Here is a 20,856-nt window from a genome sequence, read left to right as displayed (position 1 = left end):
GGGTGCCCGACGGTGCGTCAGGGCTTTTTTACCGGCAAGGGCCTCGCAACATCCCATGGCCGGTAGGCCACCGGCTCCGGCGGCAGTACGCCCCATTCATCATCATGATCCGGTTCCGGATCCTGGCCACGGGACGTTTCCGTGGACTCCGATTCCATCGTCGCCCCGGCAGGAGGCGGACGCCTCTGCTCGGCGGCATGCGAGCCTTGAGGCGGAACCTCCACAGACTCGGAGCCGGCCGGCGGACGCCGGTGGTCCAGCACCAGGGCCTGCACCGCCTGCACGTCCTGTTCCTCTATCCGGGATCGTGCCGCCAGGGCGGCGTGGGCACGGGCGGCACGCAGCATGACCAGATCCGCCCTCACCCCTTCCACCCCTGCCTCGAAACACAACCGGCTGACCTGCCGGTGCAAATCATCCTCGAACACCAGACTTTCAAGTCGATCACGGGCCCGGCAGAGCCGCTCCAGCAATGTCCGTTGTGCCTGATCATGGCGCAGGACAAAGCCATGCGGGTCCATCTCAAAGGCCAGCCGCGCGCGCACGATGGCCTCCCGAGTGGGGGGATCGATCCCCCCGTCCAGGGTAACGAAAAGACCAAAACGGTCCAGCAATTGGGGGCGTAGCCTGCCCTCCTCCGGGTTCATGGTGCCCACCAGCACGAACCGGGCCGGGTGCTGATGGGAAATGCCATCCCGCTCCACCCGGTTGACGCCACCGGCACTCACATCCAGCAACTGGTCCACCAGCACGTCCGGCAACAGATTGACCTCATCCACATACAGCACCCCCTGATGGGCCCGGGCCAGCAGGCCGGGGCGGAAGTTCACCTGGCCATGCTGGAGTGCGCTTTCGATGTCCAGCGATCCCAGCAACTGTTCTTCACTGGCCCCCAGGGGGAGATTGACGAAGCAACCCTCCGACAGCAGCTGGGCCAGGGCACGGGCGCTGGTGGTCTTGGCCGATCCCCGGGGTCCCTGGATCAGCACTCCGCCGATGAGAGGATCAATGGCCGCCAGCAACAGGGCCATCCGCAGGCGGGGCACCCCGACCAGGGCCGTAAACGGGTATTGGGGTGTCGGGATCTGCACGCTCATGCCCCCTCCCAACGGGCCTCGCTCTCCAGCAACCGGGTTTCCAGCTGCTCACGATAATCCCCCGGCGCCTGCCACAGGCCACGCTGCATGGCCTCCAGCAGGCGCTCGCACATCTCGTGCAGGGCATCCGGGTTGTGCTGTTCCAGAAAGGCCCGGTTATGGGAGTCGTTGATCAGGGCGTCGGTCACCCGGGCATACTGATCATCCCGCACCACCCGGGCGGTGGCATCATAGGCAAACAGATAATCCACGGTGGCGGCCATCTCCGCCGCCCCCTTGTAGCCATGGCGCTGCATCGCCTGGATCCATTTGGGATTGGTGACCCGGGCCCGGATCACCCGGCTGATCTCCTGGGCCAGGGACTGAACCCTGGGCGCCTGGGGATTGCTGTGATCCCCGAAAAAGAGCGCGGGCTGACGTCCGCTCAGATGGCGCACGGCCGCACTCATGCCACCCTGGAACTGGTAATAGTCATCGGAATCCAGCAGATCGTGTTCCCGATTGTCCTGGTTCTGCACCACCAGATCGATCCCTGTCAGTCGTTGCCGGAAGACATCGGGCAGGGCGGTCCCCTGGTCCCGGGTGCCGTAGGCATGGCTCCCCCAGTTCACGTAGGCCTCGCTCAGATCCCCGTCGTCCCGCCATTGCCGGCTCTCCATCAGTCCTTGCAGCCCGGCACCGTAAGCACCGGGCCGGGCGCCGAAGATGCGCAGTCCCGCCCGTCGGCGAGCCGTATCCGGGTCCAGCCCCCGCGCCACACCCGCCCGGGTCTCCCGCAGGATACGGGCGCGGATGGGATTGACGGCCTCCGGTTCGTCCAGCCCGGCCACCGCCTGCACCGCGGCATCGAACAGGCGGATGACATTGGTGAAGGCATCGCGAAAGAACCCGGAGATGCGCAGGGTCACGTCGATGCGGGGGCGGTCCAGGGCGGACATGGGCAGGATCTCGAAATCCGTCACCCGATGACTGCCCGCCGCCCAGCGGGGGCGCACGCCGATCAGGGCCATGGCCTGGGCGATGTCATCGCCCCCGGTGCGCATGGTGGCCGTGCCCCAGACCGACAGACCGACGGCCCGGGGATAGTCTCCCTCCTCCTGCAGATAGCGCTCCACCAACAGATTGGCGGATTTAAGGCCCAGCATCCAGCTGGTGGGGGTGGGCACGGCGCGAACATCCACGGAATAGAAGTTGCGTCCGGTGGGCAGGACATCGGGACGCCCCCGGCTGGGGGCGCCACTGGGCCCCGGAGGCACGAAACGCCCCGCCAGTCCCCGGGTGAGCTGCAACAATTCCTGGGGACCGCAGGCCTCCAGGGCCGGTCGTAGCCGCTGATGGATGCGTTCCAGTACCGGGCGGGTGGCCGACCAGCCACCTTCGTCCACGGGCAGCCCCTGGCTCAGGATCTGAAGGGCCAGGCACTCCAGGCGTTCCCGGGTATCCCCCTGATGCCGCCAGGGGGCATCACTGATTCCGACCAGCAGCGGTGGGCGAAGGCCCTGCCAGGGCGCCTCCCAGGGGGCGTCCAGGGGATCGAAACCCTCCCCCAGAAGATCCCGGGACAAGGCCCGAATCAGGCTGTCGTTGCCTCCCTGGCCATCGCCGGAGGGATAGCGGGCCAGAGCCAGCAGCGTATCCAGCGCCTGGCGCCCCGTCGGGGAGCGGCCAAACACGTGCAGACCGTCCCGGATCTGGCTTTCCTTGAGTTCGCACAGATAGGCATCGGTACGGTTCAGCAGGCGCTGTTCGTCCGCTTCGCAGCGGGGCGCCTCCAGTCCCAGGTCCTGGTGCAGGTTCTGGGCCAGGATCATCTCCAGAATCCGCCGCCGCAGCACGCCGGCCCGCTGCCGGTCCAGCATCAGGGCTTCGTAATACTCGTCCACCAGCCGTTCCAGATCCCGGGTGGGACCGTAGTTTTCCGCCCGGGTCAGAGGTGGCATCAGGTGATCGATGATCACCGCCTGGGCGCGGCGCTTGGCCTGCGTGCCTTCCCCCGGGTCGTTGACGATGAAGGGATAGAGATGGGGCATGGGCCCCAGGATCAGGTCCGGCCAGCAGGTCCGGCTCAGGGCCACGCTCTTGCCCGGCAGCCACTCCAGGTTGCCGTGCTTGCCCACATGCACCACGGCATCGCAATCGAAACGACGGCGCAGCCAGGCATGAAAGGCCAGATAGTAGTGGGGCGGCACCAGATCCGGATCATGGTAGTTGGCCATCATGTCCAGGTGGTATCCCCTGGGAGGCTGAATGCCGATGAAGACGTGGCCGCAACGCAACCCGGCGATCATGAACCGCCCCCGGCGCACCATGGGGTCCTGGTCCGGCGCCCCCCAGCGGGACAGGACCGCCGCCCGGCAGGCCTCGGGGAGGTCATCGAAGAAAGCCTCGTAATCCGGCATGGACAGACTCTGCCAGGCGGTGCGTGCGGGCCAGCGATCCGGGTCGTTGGTGATGCCCCGGCGCAGCAACGCCATCAGGGCATCGCCGTTCTCGGGAATGGGTCCGAGCCGGTAGCCCTCCTGCTGTAGCCGTTCCAGAATGACAATGACGGACTGGGGCGTGTCCAGTCCCACGCCGTTGCCCAGACGCCCTTCCCGGGTGGGATAGTTGGCCAGGATGAGCGCCAGCCGCTTGTCGCCATTGTCCAGGGTCCGCAGGCGGCACCAGCGTCGGGCCAGCTCGGCCACAAAGCGGATGCGCTCGGGCTGGGGCTGATAGTGAACCACATCGCTCTGGGTATGGGGACAACGATGCTGAAGTCCCTTGAAACTGACCGCCCGGGAAATGATATGGCCATCCATCTCCGGCAATGCCACCTGCATGGCGATATCCCGGGGCTGCAGCCCGTGAGGATCAGACTCCCAGGCCGCTTCATTGCCGCCGGACAGCAGTATCTGCACCACCGGGACATCGTCCAGCAATGGCGTATCCGCGACCGATTCCATCCCGCCCCGGGCAAAGGCGGTGCTGTTGAGCACCAGAGTCACGGCCTGCTCCCGGCACAGGCGGCGCACGGTGTCCAGGCACAGGGGGTCCTTGAGGGAAATCAGGGCCAGAGGCAGGGGATTGAGACCACACGCCAGCAGACTCCCGCACAGGGCGTCGAACACCTGGATATTGCCCGCCTGCAAATGGGCACGATAAAACAGCAGGGCCACCCGGGGGGCGCCGGGAATCCAGCGGGCCTCCCAGGCCGCCACCGTGCCCACATCCAACTCCGGGTGAAAGATCCCGATGGCGGGCAGAGGCCGGGGCGGCGGCACCGACAGGGGCAACTGGAAGAAGGTGGCGCCCAGGTAGCGGTAAAAGGCCCGGACATTGGCCCCGCCCCCTTCCCGCAGATAGCGCCACAGGGTCCGACAGACCTCCGGGGCCACCGTACTGCCGGCCAGTAGGCGAGGGTCCTCCACATGATCTCCGGAGAACATGGCCAGGTCGATGCCGCGCCGCCGGCACAGGGCCTGTACCTGCTCGGTGCCGTAGGGCCAGTAGGACTCCCCGCCCAGGTGATCAATGATGATCAGGCGTGCCCGTTCCAGCACACTTTCCATGTAGAGATCCACGGAAGCCGGTTGCCGCAGGTGTAGCAGATTGGCCAGGCGCAGGCTCGGGTAGCCGGTCAGGCCGCCCCCCGGGGTCTGAGGGTTGCCGGGATAATGGCTGGCCAGCAGGGCCAGGGTGGTATCCGCCGCGCTGAGGATGACGATCTCCGCCGGGGACTGATCCAGCCGGATGGTGACCGTGTCGTCATCCACAAAGCCGCCGGGCTGGGCCGACAGCAGGTGCATCAGGCCGGTTCCGCAAGCGCCGCCGGTGCCAGAGCCTCCCGCAGCACGGCGGCCGACAGGCCACGGCCGATACAGACCAGGCGGGTCCGGGGCGACTCGTCAGGCCGCCAGGGACGGTCGAAATAGCTGTCAAAGCGCCGGCCCACCCCCTGGATCACCAGCCGCATGGGCTTGCCGGGCAGGCAGGCAAAGCCCTTGATGCGAAGGATGTCATGCTCGCACACCAGAGTCTGCAGCCCTTCCAGCAGGGCTTCCCGATCCACCGCCGGCAACTCGACGACGACGGAATCAAAGGCGTCATGTCCATGCTCGTGTTCGTGTTCATGCCCGTGGGCGGCACCCTCTCCCTCATGGTGGTGATGGTGGTGATGGGCGTGGCGCAGATGGATGCCCTCCTCCGCGGCACAACCCAGACCCAGCAACAGGGACAGATCCAGACGTCCGTGATCGGCGGTCACCACCTTGACCTGGGGCGGGATCTCCCCGCGCACCAGCGCCTCCACCTGTTGCAGGGCCTCCGGAGTGATCAGGTCCCCCTTGTTCAAGAGCACCAGATCCGCCGCGGAGAGTTGATCCTCAAACAGTTCATGCAGACCGGAGACATGATCCAGATTGGGGTCTGCGCGACGCTGACGTTCCACCGCCTCCGGGTTGGCGGCAAACCGGCCGGCGGCGACGGCGGGGGCATCGACCACGGTGATGACCGCATCCACCGTGCAGCCGGTGCGAATGGCCGGCCAGTTGAAGGCCTGCACCAAGGGTTTTGGCAGGGCCAGGCCCGAGGTTTCGATGAGGATATGATCGATCTCGTCGCGGCGCTCCATCAGGGCCTGCATGACCGGATAGAAGGCCTCCTGCACGGTACAGCACAGACAGCCGTTGGCCAGTTCGTAGATGCGACCGGCCTCTTCGCCCCCTTCGGTTTCGCAGCCCACGGTGCAGCCGCGAAGGATCTCCCCGTCCACGCCCAGTTCACCGAACTCATTGACGATGACCGCAATGCGCCGTCCCTGGGCATGATCGAGGATATGGCGCAACAACGTGGTCTTTCCACTGCCCAGAAAGCCGGTGACGATGGTGGCAGGGATGCGCGCCCGGAAGGCGCCCGAGAATGCAGACATGGAATGTCTCCTGCACGCCGCCCGCGTGCATGTTGATGGAGTGACAGATATTCCGCGGGCCGGTCTCCGGGCTCGTGGCTGTGCCGGGGCACACTGGGGATCGCCTTCCCATGAGGCGCGCCTGAACGAAGGCGCAACCTCACAGTGGCCGGATGATCCCTGCTCACCACCTACCGTTGCGGGGGCAGCGCCGGCATGGTCGCCACGGCGACGTCACCGGCTTCCCGTTTCACCCGAAGGCACTGGCCTGCGGGCACCCGTGGAAGGATTGAACAAACGGGGCAAGCTTACCGGGTATGGCACCCTTCAGACAATGCCGGCAGTGACCTTTCCCCCGCCCTCACCGGGGCAGCACACGGACCGGGGCGATCTCGTCCAATGGCCTGGGTCTGCCGATGTGATACCCCTGCACGAAATCCACACCGATCCGGCCCAGGACCTCCAGTACCTCCTCGTTTTCCACGAACTCAGCAATAGTCTTCAGGCCCATTTCATGGCCGATGGTATTGATGGCCCGCACCATGGCCAGATCGACCGGGTCGTGGGCGATATCCTTGACGACGACCACGATGCCCCGGACATGGACGCATCACTGCGGCGTGCCAGCGCGTGATCCCGGACGCGGCGCTGACCCGGCTTGACATAAGTCATCAAAGGCATCAAAGCCGAATGCAAGTAACTTCGTAATCAATTAAAAGAATCGTTATTGTTATAAAAATCAGCCAGTGATGCCCTTGCAGCGGCTAGCCAGCCAGTCCCGTCCCACCCCCTGACGGCAAGAGGTGCATCATGAAGCTCGTCTCCCTTCCCACCACCACGCTGGCCCTGTGCCTGCTCGGCGGCCCGGCCCTGGCCCATACTCCCCTGTTCGCCTGCTACGACAACGGCGACGGCACCATTCTCTGCGAAGGCGGCTTCTCCGACGGCTCATCCGCCGCCGGCGTGACCATCCGCGTGCTGGACGGCAGTGGCGGGGTGCTGCTGGAAGACCAGCTCAACACCCTGAGCGAAATCGAGTTCGACAAGCCCGAAGGCACCTATACCGCGGTATTCGATGCCGGTGAAGGTCACCGGATCGAGATTCCCGGTAGCCGTATCCTGCCCTGACCTCACCTTCGTTCCCAAGGAGCCGTTCCCTCATGAAGCGATCCCTGATGACAGCAGGCCTGGCTTTCCTGGTTGGACTCGCCGCGCCGACGCAAGCCCATTTCCAGCTGCTCTACACCCCCTCCTTCATCCATGACAGCCCCACCACCCTGCCCTTCCGCCTGGTCTTCACCCATCCGGCCGGCAACGGGGCGGTGATGGACATGGGTACCCCCGAACAGTTCTTCGTGGTGCACCAGGGACAAAAAACGGACCTGATGAACACCCTCAAGCCGATCACCTGGCAGGGCGCCCATAACCAGGGGCGCGCCTTTGCGGCCGAAGTCCCCATCCGGCGCAATGGCGATTACGTCTTTGCCCTGGTGCCGGCCCCCTATCTGGAGGAAGGAGACGGTTATATCCAGCAATTCACCAAGACCATCGTCAATCGCGGCGGCGCACCCTCCGACTGGGACAAGCCCCTGGGCCTGCCGACCGAAATCGTGCCGCTGGTGAAGCCCTACGCCCTCTACGCCGGCATGCTCTTCAGCGCCCAACTGCTGTCCGACGGCGAGCCGGTGGCGGGCGCGGAGATCGAGGTGGAGTTCATGAACCACGACGTACTCATGGACAAGAACACCCTGCGCAAGGAAGGGCACCTGAACTTCCCCTCTCCCGCATTTGAAACCTTCGTCACCCACACCGATGCAAACGGGATCTTTCACTTCGCCCTGCCCAAGGCCGGGGTATGGGGCTTTGCCGCCCCGGAATCGGGTCCCGTGACCGAATACAAGGGCGAACCCCTGAGCCAGGAGGCCGTGATCTGGGTACAGGTCCATGAACTGCGCTGAACCGGATCAGACCCTGGACCAGATTCGGCCCGGCCAGTCCTGCCGCATCCTCCGGCTGACCGCCTCGGGATCGATTCGCCAGCGACTGCTGGACATGGGTCTCCTTCCCGGTCGCCGGATTCAGCTGGTGCGACTCGCCCCCCTGGGCGATCCCCTGGAAGTCCGCCTGGATGCCAGCGACAGTTTCGTGGCCATCCGGCGCCAGGAGGCCTTTCACATCACGGTAAGCCTTGAAGCATGCACACCATCCCGCTGACCACTGCCCGCCCCGGCGACATCCGGGGCGGCATCGCCCTCATCGGGCAACCCAATTGCGGTAAATCCACCCTGTTCAACGCCCTCACCGGCCTGCGCCAGCACGTGGCCAACTATCCGGGCGTGACGGTGGAAAAGAAGCAGGGCCCGATGCATCTCGGGGATCGGCGCCTGAATCTGGTGGACCTGCCCGGCACCTACAGCCTCACCGCCTTCTCACCCGAGGAGCGGGTGGTCAGAAGTTTCCTGCTGGACTCGCCGCCGACACTGGGCATCCATGTGCTGGACGCCGCCCAGTTGCAACGGGGTCTATCACTGACGTTTCAACTGCTGGAAATGGGCCTGCCGGTGATCTGCGCCCTCAACATGAGTGACGTGGTTCGTCGTCAGGGCCACACCCTCGATGCACGGCGGCTTGCCGAGTTGCTGGGCGTGCCGGTGGTGGAGACCGTGGGCCGGCGGGGTCAGGGCCTGGATCCACTGAAACGGGAAATCAGCGGCCTGCTGGATGGCGGGCACCGCATCGCCGCCCGACTGCCCCGCTATGGCGCCCTGGAACCCCACATCCAGGCCATCATGGAGAGGCTGCCCGACAGCCTGAAGAACCGCTGGATGGCCCTGCGCCTGCTGGAGAACGACCCGGAAGGCAAGCCGCTCCTGCTGCGGCACGGGCTGGCGCCGGAATCCATGGAGACACTGTTGGCGGAGGCTCGCGACCGCCGCGACTGGTTCCAGAAGGACCATGACCAGGATCTGGCCGACTACGTCATCATGATGCGGGACCGGCACGCCCACGACCTCACGAGCCAGTGCCTCAACACAGGCACCGGCGGGCAGCGGATCAGCTGGACCGAGCGGGCGGACCGCATCCTGCTCAATCGCTGGCTGGCACCGGTGTTTCTGCTGGCCACCATCTACGTGATCTACCACACGGCCATCGTGCAGGGCTATGAACTGACCCAGTACACCTGGCCTCTGCTGGCGGGGGTCCGCAATCTGGCCGCCGACTGGCTGCCGGCGGCGGGCTTTCTGCACGATCCCCTGTCCCGGTCACTGGGGCTGTGGCTCCTGGACAGCGTCAATACCCTGCTTAACTACGTCCCCATCTTCCTGATCCTGTTCGCCCTCATCGCCATCCTGGAAGACTCCGGCTACATGGCACGGATCGCCTTCATCCTGGACCGGGTGCTGCATCGGTTCGGGCTGCACGGCCAGTCCACCCTGCCCCTGATCCTGGGCGGCGTCTTTGCCGGCGGCTGCGCCGTCCCCGGGGTGATGGCCACCCGCGCCATCCCCGATCCCAGGGCACGGCTGGCCACCATCCTCACCGTGCCCTACATGAACTGCCTGGCCAAGATCCCCCTGTACACCCTGCTCATCGGCATCTTCTTCGTCGACCACAAGGGCCTGATCATGTTCTTCATCGCCACCATCACCATCATGGTGGCCCTGCTGGTGGCCTGGCTGCTGACCCGCACCCTGCTCCGGCCCATGGAAACCGTCCCGTTCGTGATGGAGATGCCCCGCTATCACCTGCCCACGGCCAAGGGCGTCATGCGCCGCGCCCTGGACCGGACCTGGCTCTACATCAAGAAGGTGGGCACCATCGTGCTGGCGGTGGCGGTGGTGATCTTCGTCCTTTTGAATCTGCCGGGGCTGTCAGCGGAAGAACAAGAGAACTTTGAACAGCGCGCCCAGATCGCACTGAATCAATTCCATGACCAGATCCGTGACAACCCCCATGCCCACCTGTTTCAGACGCCTGAACAGCTGATGCAGGCCCTGAGTCTGTCCAATGCCTACCGGGCCAGGCGCATGAACCTGAGCACGCCGGAGGCTGTCCAGTCACTGGACCGGCGCTTCGAACAGGCCGATCCGATCTATTTCCCCTTCGTGCGCCCAGGTGGGGGTGACCGGGATGTCCGCGCCATCAATCGCGCCCTGCGCACCCTGGATCAGGAACGCAGGCTGTTGCGCCTGGAGATGCAGGAGACCCGCATCCACAACAGCCTGCTGGGCCGCACCGGGCAGGCCCTGGAACCCCTGACCCGGGCGGCGGGATTTGACTGGAAGATCAATGTGGCCCTGCTCAGTTCCTTTGCCGCCCGTGAAAGCGCCGTGGCCACCCTGGGCGTACTGTTCCAGCAGGAGGAAGGGGCCAGTCGGCCCCTGGAAGAGCGCATGGGAACGGCCATGGGAGGCAGCGAAGGCGCCCTGGTGGCCCTGGCCCTGATCGTGTTCTTCGCCATCTACCCCCCCTGTCTGGCCACCGCCATCATGGTCAGGGTACAGACCGACTCCACCGGCTGGATGCTCTTTTCCATCGTCTTCCCCGCCGCCCTGGGGCTGCTGATGGCCAGCGCCATCCACAGCCTGGGACAGGCGTTCACCCTGGATGCCATCCCCATGATGATCGGTTTCTGGGTCCTGATACTGGCCCTTCTGCTGATGGTGGGCCTATGGCCTCGCCAGAGGGTGAAACCGGGCCTGGCCACCGCAACACCGGGAGGCCCTGCCGATGGAAGCCCATGACATGCTGGTTCATGCCCCCTCCGTCACCTGGATCGACATCCTGGTGACCGGAGGCATCGTGCTGGCGGCACTGATCTTTCTATGGCGCCGCCTGTGGCCGCGAAGGAGTAACCAGAAGTGCGGTGGCTGCGGTGGGAAATGTCGTTAGACCCCATTGATCAGGAAGGACAGCAGGGCACACCGGCAAGGACTATCAATTTTAAATAATAATGATTATTATTTAGATTATTGCCAGCAAATACACCGGAGCCGCCATGCATACCCCCGACCACATCCCCACCCCCCATCAGGATCAGCCCGAAACCGAGACCTCCAATCAAGGCACGCCGGCGTCCCCGCAGCCCCCGCAACCCACTGAAAACCGCCAGCGGTGCGCCTCGGCCTGTCAGGGCTGCGGGCGGCATCGCCATCATCCGGCCTGAGTCGGGAGGCACCCGCCCATGTTCCCATCCCACACCCTGGACACCACCGCCGCCCACGTCACCTTCCCTGCCCCGGCGACGCCCGCCCATGACACCAGTTACCTTGGGTTGACGGAATCCCAGCAACTGGCTCTGTCCTGCGGCCGGCGCGTTCACCGGCTCTGCCGTGACTGGTTCGGCATCATCCACACCCTGCTTGAACAACCCGGCGTTCGCTGCGTGACTACCCGCCGAGGGGTAACGCTGGATCAAGCCCCGTGCGTCCATCAGTTACGCGTGGTGGACGACACCCTCCATCTGTTCGGCCTGCAACAGTCCATGATCCTGCATACCGATGCCTGGTACAGCGGCTTTGCCATCGATATCGACAGGGCAAGCGGTACCGTGACACGATCGCTGCGGTTCTTTGATGCTTACGGCGAGCGGATCTTTGCCCTGGAGTCCACAGCCCCCGGAGGATTTGCACCCAACCTGATCAGGCCCTTTCTGGACTCACGTCAGGGCCGGGAACATACCCGCGTCCCCATGCCCCCTTACAGCCAGCCCCAGATGCAGTCCCCCTACATGGAACGACTGGAAAGGGACGGCATTCGCCTCTGGTGGCAGATGCCGGGCGATCTTCCGGTGAATGAAGTCCCTGGCATTGCCGACCTGCCAAGGACCCGGCTGCTGGAAACCCTGGGCACGGGCTACGCCGTCCGGGCCAGACCGGAGGCCCTGCATCTGCTCGCCGAATGCCTGCAGGCACAGGATCTGCCCATGAGTCTGCGTCTTTCGGTATCCAATGCCGGTGCCTGCCAGCGCACGACGGGCCCTCTGCGGGAAGCGAATATCCGGGAAAACAGCCTGGAACTGGGCCAGGGACCGGACGCGAGGCTGAGCCTGGCACTGGAGGTCGTGGAAACCATCTGGATCGTCCGCAAACCCGGCTATCAGGGTGAGATCCTGGGCATCGAATGCCACGACATTCACGGACACCTGCTCCTGGCCATTGACGATCATGGCCAGCCCTCGTGCCCCTGGGGTGAATGGGCCAGCCTGCTGCGAATCATTCAGCCCCGGACGACCGCCTGGTTGCAGACATAAATCAGATGAACTACCACCCCTAAACCGCTTGAGCGGTTGTAGGCATGGTTTCCGGTTTCGATGATCGGTGCGCAGTTGGGCGCTTGCCCTTCTGCGACTGACCCTGATCTCCACCGGCGTAGCCGTCCGGGGGCGGCGGTTCGGGGCGCACCGCCCCTACCTGTTGATGGGATTTGCACTGACCGATCACCGCTGTGACGCCGCGTCGGGCAATCACCCGGCTGGCGTTGTGGTCGGCATGGTCGGTCTGCCCGCAGCGTTGACAGACAAATCGGCTCTGACTGGGCCGATTGTCGGGATGAATGTGGCCGCAAACGGCACATTCCTGCGAGCTATGGTGCGGCGGCACCACGAGAAACAACACGTTGTTTCTCGGTGCCTTGTACTGGGCATAGGTTCTGATCTTGCCCCAGGCGCTATGGAGGATGCCCTTGTTGAGCCCCGCCTTGGCGCGGGCACCGTTGGGGGCGTGGCGCCCCCGTTCGTCGGTCTTTGCCTTCGGGCGACGACTCATGGAGGCCACCTTGAGGTCTTCCATGACCACGAGCCTCACCCCCGGCGCCGTCACCAATGCGTGACTTGTCTTATGGGCAAAGTCTTTGCGCACGTTGTTGGCGTAGGTGTGGGTGCGGGCCACGCGCTTTTTGGCCTTGTGCCAGCCGGATGAGCCCTTGGCACGTCGCGCCATCCGACGCTGCCAGCGAAGGCGCTGGCGTTCCTTGCGGGCCATTCGCTGCTTTTGCACCGGGTCGAAGGCATACACCGATCCCGTGCTGGCGTAGGCAGGCACCGCCACGCCGCGATCCACGCCGATGGTGGCCGCGTGCAATGAAGCCTCATCCCACTGCGATAACTCGGCCTGGATCTCTGCAGGGCGCGGGTGGATCACATCATCCTCGGTGGCAAATGACACATGCCACTAACCGGCGTTGATGCTGATGACGATGGAGGCGGGCAATGCATGAGGCCGATCCGCGACGTAGCGCAACCGACCGAGCGGGTGCTTTTTCGTGCCGACCCGAAGGTGATAACCCCCTTCGCCATCATCCTCGAAAGCAAATAACTCCCGCGTCAGCCAGACGCCTTGTTCGCCACCTTTTCCATGAATCGTTGGACGACCGGATAATTTCTGGAAGAAGCGACTGTAGGCTTGTTTCCATCGAACCGCGCCATTGCGTAACACCTGGGAGGGCACTTCACGCAACCATGCCGTATCGGGGCCGATGAACTGGCTGTATTGTTGGTCGATGGGTGGTTTTTGCCCGGTCAGCGACAAGGCTTTTCGGGCAAAGGCACGAAAATAACGGTCTTCCTTGACCTTGCTGTTATAGATGAATCGCTGACAGCCAATCCAACGCAGCAGGATATTTTCCTGCTGGCGACCGGGATAGCAACGAAAGCGATGTCCGGTCATGACGGTCCCGTCTCCGAGGAAGGGACGCCCTTTGCCACCTACCGCAACGTGGATCGGGTCTCCCGGAATGGTTTCGAGGCCTCTCTGGCCTACGATGCCCCCATGGCCGGTGGCAGCCTGGGTTTCTCCCGGGTGAATCTTGAAGATGAGGCCACCGGTGAAAAGACGCCCCAGGCCTTTGCCGACAAGGCGACCCTCACCGCCTATTATCGCCCCCTCTCCACCCTGCGGCTGGGGGCGTCGGTCAATCATTGGTTCAAGCCGGATCAGAACCCCAAGACCCTCACCAGCCGTGGTGTGGAGTACTGGTATGTGCGCGAATCCTTCACCCAGACCGGCATCAACGCCGTGTGGACGCCCCGGACCCAGGGAGACCTATCCTTCATGAAGGATGTGGAAGTGGCCTTCGGGGTAAACAACCTGTTCGACCAGCCCTACATCAACGCCCGGGATGTGGAAACCACTTCCCGGGTGGGCAAGGGGCGTAACGTCTACCTGAGCCTGGGCAGCCGCTTCTGATTCGACCGAACCAGCAGGGTGGGATACCCCGGACGCCGGGGTATCCCGCCAAATTTTATTAAGTATCAATCGCAATTAAACTTGATGAAAAAAATCAATAATGATAATTATTACTAAAATCGAATCATGACCCCTCATCCTTTACGGATTTACTCCCATGAAAAAGCGGATTCAGCCCACGTTTCCCCATGATTTTTCCCACGGCCCGATCACGCCATCCCGAATCACGGCGGGCATCCTGCTCGCCCTGGGCGCCACGACGGCTCAGGCCCAGGAAGTGCTCTGGCTACCTACCGTCACAGTGGAGGAGCAGCGAATCGACGAGCGCGTCAAACGTCTGGAGCAGGAACAGGCGCGGGACATGCGCGACATCTTCAGCGGCGAAGTCAACGCGGACGTGGCGGGTGGTGTACGCAATGGCCAGCGTCTGTACCTGCGAGGGGTCGAGGGCAGCAATGTCAACATCACCGTTGATGGCGCGCGCCAGGGTCAGAACCTCTACAACCACCGTGGTGGTCTGGGCAATGTGGACCCGGACATTCTCAAGCGGATCGACATCCAGCCCGGCCCTCCCGCCGCGGATGATGGGCATGGGGCCCTCGGCGGCAGCATCCGGTTTGAAACCGTGGATGCCCAGGATCGGCTGAGACCGGATCAGCCACTGGGCGCCCGCGTGAGGGCCGGTTATGCCAGCGCCGACAAGGGCACGCGAGCCAGCGCCAGCCTATATGGACTGGCGGGACAGGGCGTCGGCCTGCTGGGCCATGTGTCCTGGCACGATCATGATGACCTTCGCACGGGGGAAGGCGACCGCACACCGTATTCGGGGGGACGGGATGAGTCCTATCTTTTCAAACTCAGCGCACTGGGCATGCCCGATCACCAATTGCGTCTGGGGACGGAACGTCACGAGGCCAGCGGCCTTCAGTTCCAGCAGCGGGGAGACTATCCCTGGCAGATGCAGCCCGATGACCTCAGCACACGGCCACCCCGCCACCAGACCCTGCTCAGGGAGCAGCACACGCTGGATTATCGCTTCAATCCGTCGGCACCACTGGTGGATCTAAAGCTCAACCTCTATCAGAGCACCAACCGCTGGCAGGGCAAGACACCCTCCGATCTGGTGGAACGCTTCACCAGTGACGGCCAGGGCTATGACCTTCGAAATACCTTCCATTACGGCGGCGATGCCGTGCAGGGCGGTCTGGTCGTTGGCATTGATCAACTGCGGGACCGGGGCACCAATCATCGGCAGGGGCGCGGGGACCGGCGCAACCGTTATGAAAACCAGGGGATATACCTGCAAAACCGCGTGCAGTTCGCCGATACCCGGCTCTCCTTCGGCGTACGCCACGACGATTTCGAGGCCAGTTTCCGCAACAACACCACGCGTACGGGCAATACCGCCACCTCGTATAACCTGTCGGGCGAGACGGGACTGGGCGGTGGCTTCACGGTGTTTGGTGGCTATGGTGAGTCCGCTCGCGGGGCCGGGACCATTCCCATCCACTTTGCCGGCAACGTGGTGGAAGGCGCCCTGATCAATGGCAGTGCCGATGGCCGACTCGCGCCCGAAGTCTCCCGTCAGGGAGAGGCCGGCGTGCGATGGGAAGGCCTGGGCGCGGGAGGCGCATCCATCCGCATGGAAGCCCTGGCGTTCCAGAACCGGATTCAGGACGCCATTCTCTTTGACCAGCCGGGCAGCGGAGGACTGGGAAGGCGTCCGGTCACCGAACTCTACAATTCGGACCAGACAGCCACCTTCAAAGGGTATGAAATCCGGGCGGCCTATGCGGCGGGCCGGTTCACGGGGGGTATCGGCTTCATGCGCCTGGACACCGACGGGTTACCCAGCCAACCCCAGTTTCTGGCTCGCTTCGGCGCTCCCCAGGGCGACCGCCTGATCCTGGATCTGGGCTACCTGCCCCAGGACGGCCTGGAACTGACCTATCGACTGACGGCGGTGGGCAGACTCACGGATGTGCCGGCCGACCAGACGGTATTCATCGAAAAATCCGGTTACACCACCCATGACCTGGCCGCCGTCTGGACGCCGGCCGGTCTGTCCAATCTGAGCTTTGATCTGGCCGTGCGCAATCTGTTCGACAAGAGCTACAGCCGCCACACCACCCTCAGTCAGAACGAACTGTCCACCCTGGAACCAGGGCGGGATATCCGTCTGGGGGCAAGATACGTCTTTTGATTCCCTTGGAGGTAACTGATGATGATTCCGGTTCGACGACTGGCCATGAACACCGTAGCGAGCATGCTGATCACGGGGGGTGTCCTGATGTCCCCCAGTGCCCTTGCAAGCGACTATCCCCCGGCAGTGGAAGCCCTGCCGCCCATCCACATCATTCAGCCGGACGGCGTGGCGCGCAGCGTCAGCCTGGCGGATGTCTTTGATCACCACGGCTATGCCTGCGGGCCTGCCACCGTGGCTTTCATGGCCATGCAGTATGCCTTGCAGAACCTTTACACTGAAAATGAAATCCCCCGTGCCGATGATCTGCTGGTGCTGAGCCATTCACCAGGCGGCGGCGTGGCGGACGTGATGGACCTGCTTTTCAGCAATGGCCGCCCCGAGTCACGCACCTTGCGGCCCGCGGGAATGCGAAACGCGGCGGACAGCTTCGAGTTCCAGGTGATGCGCAAATCTACCCTGCAGACAGTATCCATTGCCCTGGACCCGGCGCTTTGGCCGGCGGGATGGTTCGAGATCCGCGACAAGCGCCGTGCCGGCACGTTCACGGAAGCCGATCAGGCACAGCTTCAGTCCTACCAGCAGCAGGTCACGTCCACCTTCCCGGCCAAGGATTTGCAGACCCTGTTCGGTTCGACGGAGGTCCGGACTGTCATGGGCTGGGGCGCGATACAGAGCGGTGAACTGGAAGCCGCGGTACGGGCCCAGCGCTGAGCCGTTGCACCAGCCAGGTACAGTCACGATGGGCGGGGCGACTATCTCCCCCGCCCTGAACGGCGGAGCTTGCCGCGCACTGGGTCAAGGGGCCGGCTGGAAAGTGAAAGGCATGGCCGGCACGAAGGCATCCGACACCTCGCCCGAGAGGATGCGCTCCATATCCACACCCAAGTCCAGCTTGCGCACCGGCGCGCCCGCGGAAAGGTCGAGATTCTTCAGATCCACCCAGAAGACGCTGGGCGAAAGTACGGATTCAACGTAATAACGCAGCTGCTTGTGGTCGGCCACCACGCGCCAGCGGGTGGTCGAAAGGTTGGGCTGGTCGGCGATGCTGATACCCCAGGGCACGGACACCTGACGGATCACGCTGAACACCGAGGCCGCCGCAATGCGCGGGTCGGCGCTTTGCACCACCGCGTTCACATAAAAATGCGCCCGCACGAAACGATCGGTGGCGCGTACCGTGCCGGGCATGAACTCCCGCGGGTTCACGCCCTGCCAATATTCGAGGATCGCAAGCTGCCGCTCGTAGGTCGGCTCATTCGTCATGACCTGATGGGCGCGGTCATGGTGGATGACCATCTCGCCGGCGATGAACTCGATGACCGCGCTATCACCACCGGCGTCCGACAGCGACACATGGACGGTTGCCTCGCGCCCCGGCGGCCCCACCGGCACCTCACCCGACACCACCAGCACGGGATTTTCGCGCAGGTCGGCCACCGCCTCTGCCACGGAGGCATAACGGTCCAGCAGGTATTGCGGGAACACCGAGACCGAGATACGCGGCGTCGCCCCATCGTCTTCGGGATAGGTGGCTTCCACCTCCCACAGTAGGTTGGCCACCAAACCCGCCTCGTTGATGCCATCGGCGGTGGAAATATCGTAGCCCGACACGATCAGGCTGCCATGGGTGGCCGTCCATTGCACCGAACGCGGGCCGGCGGCACCGTCCCGCGCCATGCCGCGGGGAAATGCCCAGAGATTGCTGACCATCGGCAGCTTCCAGTCCATGCTGCGACCGGTAACGATACGGTCCTCCGGCCCAAGGTACACCACCCGGGTGCAGCTATTGGCCTCCGGGATGATCAGCATCAGCGCCGCGATGACGGCCGTGCAAAGGGTTTGGATCAGTCGATGTTTCATGAAAGAAATAAACCTCTGTTTGAAGGCCCGAACACCCCGTGCGGACCCGCATGCGGGGTGTTGTAGAGGCCGGGGAAAACCCGCGGCTATTCGATTATGGCTATACAGGACTACTTAATAGGTCCATTATTAGGTCTCACTTCAATTGACCCAGGGTGTCACCATGACGCATCAAATCCTTACTGACGTGGTGGCCAGTATCTCCGAACTGAAAGCCAACCCCATGAAGGTCGTGGCTAGCGGAGAAGGCATGCCCATTGCTGTGCTTAACAGGAATGAGCCCGCGTTTTATTGTATCCCCGCCAAAGCCTATGAAGCCATGATGGATCTTATAGAAGATAAAGAGCTGCTGGAAATTGCCAAGAGCCGCATGGACGAAGAAAGCATAAAGGTCAACCTGGATGACCTATGAGCTAGCATTCAAGAAAAGTGCTCTGAAAGAATGGAAAAAGCTCGGTCCTAATGTGCGAGAGCTTTTCGCTAAAAAACTCAAAGAGCGGCTTTCCAATCCGCATGTGCCTTCCGCAGCAGTTAGTGGAGGAATCAACCTGTACAAAATCAAACTGCGTCAACTTGGATATCGGTTGGTCTATTCGGTATCAGATACCACTGTCACGGTCACCGTTCTTGCCGTCGGCAAAAGAAATCGAAACGAAGTCTATGATCTGGCGCTTTCACGCGAGAAGACAGACAAGCCATAACGCCAGGTTCATACGCCGCTGAAAGCGGTCGTATACAACCGTTTGTGTACGTCCGGCATGGGCATGAACTGATCGGGCAGAACCGGGACAGCCATCATTTCTCTTGACTGAATACTACACACAACTAGACTAGGGACAACATCGGGATCTGTTTTCAAGGAGGAAACCCATGACCCGCGCCAGACATCAACTCATCTGCCCCGAAACCACTCCCTACTACCATACGATATCCCGCTGTGTCCGCCGTGCCTTCCTCTGTGGCGAAGACTCCCTCACCGGTAAGAACCACGAACACCGCAAAAGCTGGGTGACCCAACGCCTGCGTGAACTCGCTGATACCTTCGCCATCGAGATCTGCGCCTATGCCATCATGTCCAACCACTATCACTTGGTATTGCGCATCGATCAGGGCACAGCCAAGCAGTGGGATACTGAGAAAGTCATTGAACACTGGGGAAGACTCTACGGTGTGCCAGTGCTGGTCACCCGCTACCAGCGTGGTGAAACGACCAGCAAGACCGAGAATATCAAGGCCGAGTAAATCATCGAAACCTGGCGCGAACGCCTGACAGACATCTCCTGGTTCATGCGCAGCCTCAATGAATACCTGGCCAGACGGGCCAACGAAGAAGACCACTGCAAGGGCCATTTCTGGGAGAGTCGCTTCAAAAGCCAAGCCCTACTCGATGATGCCGCCGTACTGGCCTGCATGAGCTATGTGGACCTCAACCCGGTACGTGCCAAGATGGCCGACACCCCGGAAGCCTCCGACTTCACCTCCATCCAGCAACGCATACGCGACATGGCACCGAAGCAGACAAAGCAGACAGATGAGGTTCCCATCAACCCCATCCCTTTGATGAGACTGGTCCCACAACGCCATGACCCGCACCCCAACAGTATTGGCTTCACCCTCCCCGACTATCTGGAACTGGTCGATTGGGCCGGTCGGGAAATCCGTGAAGGCAAACGCGGCTCCATCCACGCGGCCGCACCGCCCATCCTGGAACGCCTCCATCTTGACCCCCATCGCCTGATAGACCACCTACGTGGTGAGGCGATATTAACCCGGCAACCATTCATATCTGTATCGCCTGTTGTAAGTTGCCAATTTTTTAAAGATTAAAAACGAAGTCAAGTAATTTTTTTGATTGCCGGGTTAATAATAGAAACACCTGTCATGCTTGGCTCGGTAGAGAAGCTGAAACAGACTGTCGCAACATTCGAGCGCAAGTTCGTGAAGGGTATCAGCGAAGCAAGGCGACTGTTCCGACCACCGATTGTTACCTGACCACCCGCAATACCGTCATCACGCGTTCAAGACCAGCCACTCCATACAGATGTGGCAGAAGTCCTATTGCCAAAATATCCCACCTATCAATTTGCAACGCCGAGTAGACAGCTTTCTATTCCATATATGCGCTATGACAGCGTGATCAACACTATCTCCTGACTAACCAGCTAAGCAATTCATCTAGAGTTCGCTTTTTAAATCATGCATGTCCCAGTGTCCACCCATTTTCGAGCGACCAAGCTCCCACGGCTCTAAAACCGATGTATTCCAGCCTCTGAAGCGGCGTACCTTCAGTGCTCATGATTCCAACGCCCGCTTAAATGGTTAGCACGCAACACGATACTTCCGCATACCGCCTAAACCAGTAAAATCAACGCATTGTAAAAATACCACGCGTTGCGAATCCGTCTTGAAGCGTTTTTTAAGAATCAGGCATAACTAATTTCTCTCCAATACAAGCTCATAATCTTTATACTTTCCTTTTATGTTGTAATCTTTATATAAAGCGTAAAGCACCACCGCACCCAAAACCAACAACGCAACAATATAAACCACCTCGATGCCTCCCAAACTTGCCACCAACGCGCCACTAGATATTTTTTTTTCATTAACACCTTTGATGCT

The 20,856-nt window shown here is 62.3% G+C and carries 19 protein-coding genes, 1 pseudogene and 1 riboswitch; of the genes and pseudogenes, 12 read left to right on the top strand and 8 right to left on the bottom strand.

What is annotated here, in order from left to right; translation table 11 throughout:
* Positions 1-17 precede the first annotated feature (17 nt).
* From ECTPHS_RS07595 to ECTPHS_RS07580, 4 genes are all read right to left on the bottom strand, one after another.
* A complete protein-coding gene (locus ECTPHS_RS07595; protein ID WP_008932136.1) occupies positions 18-1,097 on the bottom strand; it encodes an ATP-binding protein in 1,080 nt (359 codons plus the stop codon).
* A complete protein-coding gene (gene cobN, locus ECTPHS_RS07590) occupies positions 1,094-4,885 on the bottom strand; it encodes a cobaltochelatase subunit CobN (RefSeq protein WP_008932135.1) in 3,792 nt (1,263 codons plus the stop codon). Before cobN ends, ECTPHS_RS07595 begins: the two co-directional genes overlap by 4 nt.
* Positions 4,885-6,006, bottom strand: a complete 1,122-nt coding sequence (gene cobW, locus ECTPHS_RS07585) for a cobalamin biosynthesis protein CobW (RefSeq protein WP_008932134.1) — start codon at positions 6,004-6,006, stop codon at positions 4,885-4,887. The genes cobN and cobW overlap by 1 nt, the downstream gene beginning before the upstream one ends.
* A gap of 39 nt (positions 6,007-6,045) precedes the next feature.
* Positions 6,046-6,282: riboswitch (cobalamin riboswitch) on the bottom strand.
* Positions 6,283-6,346: 64 nt separating this feature from the next.
* Complete coding sequence (locus ECTPHS_RS07580) at positions 6,347-6,574, bottom strand: EAL domain-containing protein (protein WP_008932133.1); 228 nt, start codon at positions 6,572-6,574, stop codon at positions 6,347-6,349.
* Between the two features lie 221 nt (positions 6,575-6,795).
* On the opposite strand from ECTPHS_RS07580, the gene ECTPHS_RS07575 reads away from it, so the two are divergent.
* From ECTPHS_RS07575 to ECTPHS_RS07555, 6 genes are all read left to right on the top strand, one after another.
* Positions 6,796-7,113 (top strand): hypothetical protein, encoded by a 318-nt coding sequence (locus ECTPHS_RS07575; RefSeq protein ID WP_008932132.1) that lies wholly within the window; start codon positions 6,796-6,798, stop codon positions 7,111-7,113.
* A 32-nt stretch (positions 7,114-7,145) separates the two neighbouring features.
* Positions 7,146-7,943, top strand: coding sequence for a DUF4198 domain-containing protein (locus ECTPHS_RS07570; RefSeq protein WP_008932131.1), 798 nt, complete (start codon positions 7,146-7,148; stop codon positions 7,941-7,943).
* The gene (locus ECTPHS_RS07565) at positions 7,930-8,199 is read left to right on the top strand and encodes a ferrous iron transport protein A (protein WP_008932130.1); all 270 of its coding nucleotides are present in this window, start codon (positions 7,930-7,932) and stop codon (positions 8,197-8,199) included. The genes ECTPHS_RS07570 and ECTPHS_RS07565 overlap by 14 nt, the downstream gene beginning before the upstream one ends.
* Positions 8,181-10,730, top strand: a complete 2,550-nt coding sequence (feoB, locus tag ECTPHS_RS07560) for a ferrous iron transport protein B (RefSeq protein WP_008932129.1) — start codon at positions 8,181-8,183, stop codon at positions 10,728-10,730. The genes ECTPHS_RS07565 and feoB overlap by 19 nt, the downstream gene beginning before the upstream one ends.
* Positions 10,717-10,878 carry a FeoB-associated Cys-rich membrane protein gene (locus tag ECTPHS_RS14245; RefSeq protein WP_008932128.1) on the top strand — a complete coding sequence of 54 codons (162 nt, stop codon included), beginning with the start codon at positions 10,717-10,719 and terminating at the stop codon, positions 10,876-10,878. The genes feoB and ECTPHS_RS14245 overlap by 14 nt, the downstream gene beginning before the upstream one ends.
* Before the next feature lie 292 nt (positions 10,879-11,170).
* The gene (locus ECTPHS_RS07555; protein WP_008932126.1) at positions 11,171-12,238 is read left to right on the top strand and encodes a Hemin-degrading family protein; all 1,068 of its coding nucleotides are present in this window, start codon (positions 11,171-11,173) and stop codon (positions 12,236-12,238) included.
* Positions 12,239-12,257: 19 nt separating this feature from the next.
* Here ECTPHS_RS07555 and ECTPHS_RS15165 read toward each other — a convergent pair whose 3' ends face one another.
* Together ECTPHS_RS15165 and ECTPHS_RS15160 are read right to left on the bottom strand one after the other, a co-directional pair.
* Complete coding sequence (locus ECTPHS_RS15165) at positions 12,258-13,151, bottom strand: transposase (protein ID WP_246828338.1); 894 nt, start codon at positions 13,149-13,151, stop codon at positions 12,258-12,260.
* Positions 13,152-13,157: 6 nt separating this feature from the next.
* Complete coding sequence (locus tag ECTPHS_RS15160) at positions 13,158-13,652, bottom strand: helix-turn-helix domain-containing protein (protein WP_246828337.1); 495 nt, start codon at positions 13,650-13,652, stop codon at positions 13,158-13,160.
* Between ECTPHS_RS15160 and ECTPHS_RS07545 the strand changes: the two genes are divergently transcribed.
* The 3 genes from ECTPHS_RS07545 (at position 13,641) to ECTPHS_RS07535 (ending at position 17,088) form a co-directional block, all read left to right on the top strand.
* Positions 13,641-14,171 carry a TonB-dependent receptor gene (locus ECTPHS_RS07545; protein WP_008932125.1) on the top strand — a complete coding sequence of 177 codons (531 nt, stop codon included), beginning with the start codon at positions 13,641-13,643 and terminating at the stop codon, positions 14,169-14,171. The genes ECTPHS_RS15160 and ECTPHS_RS07545 overlap by 12 nt on opposite strands.
* Positions 14,172-14,328: 157 nt before the next feature.
* Positions 14,329-16,374, top strand: coding sequence for a TonB-dependent receptor plug domain-containing protein (locus ECTPHS_RS07540; protein ID WP_008932124.1), 2,046 nt, complete (start codon positions 14,329-14,331; stop codon positions 16,372-16,374).
* An 18-nt stretch (positions 16,375-16,392) separates the two neighbouring features.
* On the top strand, positions 16,393-17,088 hold the full coding sequence (locus tag ECTPHS_RS07535; protein WP_141565299.1) for a hypothetical protein: 696 nt from the start codon (positions 16,393-16,395) through the stop codon (positions 17,086-17,088).
* Between the two features lie 84 nt (positions 17,089-17,172).
* On the opposite strand, the gene ECTPHS_RS07530 is transcribed toward ECTPHS_RS07535, so the two are convergent.
* Positions 17,173-18,237: a linear amide C-N hydrolase gene (locus ECTPHS_RS07530; protein WP_008932122.1), complete on the bottom strand. Its 1,065-nt coding sequence runs from the start codon at positions 18,235-18,237 to the stop codon at positions 17,173-17,175.
* Between the two features lie 163 nt (positions 18,238-18,400).
* Here ECTPHS_RS07530 and ECTPHS_RS07525 point away from each other — a divergent pair, with 163 nt between their 5' ends.
* The 3 genes and pseudogenes from ECTPHS_RS07525 to ECTPHS_RS15155 form a co-directional block, all read left to right on the top strand.
* Positions 18,401-18,649, top strand: a complete 249-nt coding sequence (locus ECTPHS_RS07525) for a type II toxin-antitoxin system Phd/YefM family antitoxin (RefSeq protein ID WP_008932121.1) — start codon at positions 18,401-18,403, stop codon at positions 18,647-18,649.
* Entirely contained in the window at positions 18,639-18,938 is a 300-nt protein-coding gene (locus tag ECTPHS_RS14240) for a type II toxin-antitoxin system RelE/ParE family toxin (RefSeq protein WP_008932120.1), read from the top strand. Before ECTPHS_RS07525 ends, ECTPHS_RS14240 begins: the two co-directional genes overlap by 11 nt.
* 169 nt (positions 18,939-19,107) lie before the next feature.
* Positions 19,108-19,995 (top strand): annotated as a pseudogene (locus tag ECTPHS_RS15155) (transposase); the annotation flags it as partial.
* Between the two features lie 675 nt (positions 19,996-20,670).
* On the opposite strand, the gene ECTPHS_RS14775 reads toward ECTPHS_RS15155, so the two are convergent.
* A partial coding sequence (locus ECTPHS_RS14775) for a hypothetical protein (protein WP_008932117.1) occupies positions 20,671-20,856 on the bottom strand: 186 nt, incomplete at its 5' end.

Origin of the sequence: Ectothiorhodospira sp. PHS-1 (assembly GCF_000225005.1) — a bacterium.
Lineage (GTDB): Bacteria > Pseudomonadota > Gammaproteobacteria > Ectothiorhodospirales > Ectothiorhodospiraceae > Ectothiorhodospira.
Note: the sequence above shows the minus strand (reverse complement) of the source record. Positions and strands in the feature narration are given on the sequence as shown.

Excerpts from the sequence above, each read along its gene's own strand:
- ECTPHS_RS07595 (WP_008932136.1), bottom strand. The coding sequence starts at position 1,097 with ATGAGCGTGCAGATCCCGACACCCCAATACCCGTTTACGGCCCTGGTC.
- cobN (WP_008932135.1), bottom strand. The coding sequence starts at position 4,885 with ATGCACCTGCTGTCGGCCCAGCCCGGCGGCTTTGTGGATGACGACACG.
- cobW (WP_008932134.1), bottom strand. The coding sequence starts at position 6,006 with ATGTCTGCATTCTCGGGCGCCTTCCGGGCGCGCATCCCTGCCACCATC.
- ECTPHS_RS07575 (WP_008932132.1), top strand. The coding sequence starts at position 6,796 with ATGAAGCTCGTCTCCCTTCCCACCACCACGCTGGCCCTGTGCCTGCTC.
- ECTPHS_RS07570 (WP_008932131.1), top strand. The coding sequence starts at position 7,146 with ATGAAGCGATCCCTGATGACAGCAGGCCTGGCTTTCCTGGTTGGACTC.
- ECTPHS_RS07565 (WP_008932130.1), top strand. The coding sequence starts at position 7,930 with ATGAACTGCGCTGAACCGGATCAGACCCTGGACCAGATTCGGCCCGGC.
- feoB (WP_008932129.1), top strand. The coding sequence starts at position 8,181 with ATGCACACCATCCCGCTGACCACTGCCCGCCCCGGCGACATCCGGGGC.
- ECTPHS_RS14245 (WP_008932128.1), top strand. The coding sequence starts at position 10,717 with ATGGAAGCCCATGACATGCTGGTTCATGCCCCCTCCGTCACCTGGATC.
- ECTPHS_RS07555 (WP_008932126.1), top strand. The coding sequence starts at position 11,171 with ATGTTCCCATCCCACACCCTGGACACCACCGCCGCCCACGTCACCTTC.
- ECTPHS_RS07545 (WP_008932125.1), top strand. The coding sequence starts at position 13,641 with ATGTCCGGTCATGACGGTCCCGTCTCCGAGGAAGGGACGCCCTTTGCC.
- ECTPHS_RS15160 (WP_246828337.1), bottom strand. The coding sequence starts at position 13,652 with ATGACCGGACATCGCTTTCGTTGCTATCCCGGTCGCCAGCAGGAAAAT.
- ECTPHS_RS07540 (WP_008932124.1), top strand. The coding sequence starts at position 14,329 with ATGAAAAAGCGGATTCAGCCCACGTTTCCCCATGATTTTTCCCACGGC.
- ECTPHS_RS07535 (WP_141565299.1), top strand. The coding sequence starts at position 16,393 with ATGATGATTCCGGTTCGACGACTGGCCATGAACACCGTAGCGAGCATG.
- ECTPHS_RS07530 (WP_008932122.1), bottom strand. The coding sequence starts at position 18,237 with ATGAAACATCGACTGATCCAAACCCTTTGCACGGCCGTCATCGCGGCG.
- ECTPHS_RS07525 (WP_008932121.1), top strand. The coding sequence starts at position 18,401 with ATGACGCATCAAATCCTTACTGACGTGGTGGCCAGTATCTCCGAACTG.
- ECTPHS_RS14240 (WP_008932120.1), top strand. The coding sequence starts at position 18,639 with ATGACCTATGAGCTAGCATTCAAGAAAAGTGCTCTGAAAGAATGGAAA.